This is a genomic window from Nitrosomonas nitrosa, from assembly GCF_003051105.1.
Lineage (GTDB): Bacteria > Pseudomonadota > Gammaproteobacteria > Burkholderiales > Nitrosomonadaceae > Nitrosomonas > Nitrosomonas nitrosa.
This window is the reverse complement of record NZ_QAOO01000084.1, coordinates 1-1,166: the sequence shown is the minus strand read 5'-3', so window position 1 is coordinate 1,166 and position 1,166 is coordinate 1. Positions and strand designations below refer to the sequence as shown.

Here is a 1,166-nt window from a genome sequence, read left to right as displayed (position 1 = left end):
TACGCACACACCGGCCACCTGCCTATCGACAACAACCCGATTGAAAATGCGATCCGCCCCATTGCATTGGGCAAAAAGAATTGGCTGTTTACCGGCTCAGAGCGTGCCGGCCAGCGCGCAGCCGCTATCCAAACCCTGTTCGGTACCGCTCAACTCAATGGACTAGACCCATCCGCATGGCTCAAAGATACGCTCATTAAGCTCCCCACCTGGCCCAATAATCGTATCGATGAACTGTTGCCCCTGGCACCGGAGTTCATTAAATCACTACAGCAGTAACAATGACAGGTGGCAGCGTTGGACGCATACGAAAAAGTATCAAACAACAGTTGTTGTTCTGGAAAAGCCACCCGGGAAAATGGCTGTCTATCAAAATGCATGCCCTTGTAGTTTAAATTTCCATCAAGGAATCCGATAAATTTGCAGTTTTCGCCACGGAAAAAAGAGCCAAAAAATGACCAGCAGCCATTGTTTCAGATTCCAGGCTGCAGCAGCCATCAGCAGGTTGATGCGATCACCGATAGCGCCTTTCAGATAGTTCCTTGCCATTTGATAATCCGACTTGAGGTGGCCAATAATGGGTTCAATCGCGGCACGCCTCCTGCACTGTTTTCGCTTCTTGTCTTTCTGGTACCGGGTATCCTTCTTGAGCGCCTTTCCAGGCAAAATGATCTGAGTTCCATTGACTTCACGTTTGCCGCGGTAGCCGCGATCGCATACGGCTTGCTTGGCAGCTTTTCCTCGCGAAATCTCAACATGACGCAATATCTCCGGCAGAGTATGACTGTCATGCAGGTTCTGTTCGTGACTGACAACCCCGACAATCAGATTACCTTTTGCTGTACTGGCTATCGATGCCTTGCTGCCGTACTCATATTGTTTGTGGTCTTTTCCTTTGGCGACACAGTACACTTGCGGTTCGTGCAATGAGTAGATCTTGTTTTTATCGTTTTGTTGCTGCTGTAATACTCGCTCATACAGCAGAAAGTCCCTTTGATAGCATTCAAACAAACAGTATTGCGGCAGTTCTCTTCTGAGCTCCCGCATCAAAACACCTGCGATGGTTCTGAGTCGCTTCAACGCTCGTTTCGCCTTCGCTCTTTTCTTCACGTGCCGGTAGTGCCGAATATCCAAGCGCAGTGACTTCACTTCTTTGACAAAAGTAC

Annotated in this window: 2 protein-coding genes; one reads left to right on the top strand and one right to left on the bottom strand. The window is 48.9% G+C overall.

Going from position 1 to position 1,166, the window contains the following annotated elements; all coding sequences use genetic code 11:
• A partial coding sequence (locus tag C8R30_RS15680) for a transposase domain-containing protein (protein ID WP_146162715.1) occupies positions 1 to 279 on the top strand: 279 nt, incomplete at its 5' end.
• A gap of 123 nt (positions 280 to 402) precedes the next feature.
• On the opposite strand, the gene C8R30_RS15675 is transcribed toward C8R30_RS15680, so the two are convergent.
• On the bottom strand, positions 403 to 1,166 hold a 764-nt coding region (locus tag C8R30_RS15675; protein ID WP_258192093.1), incomplete at its 5' end, for a transposase.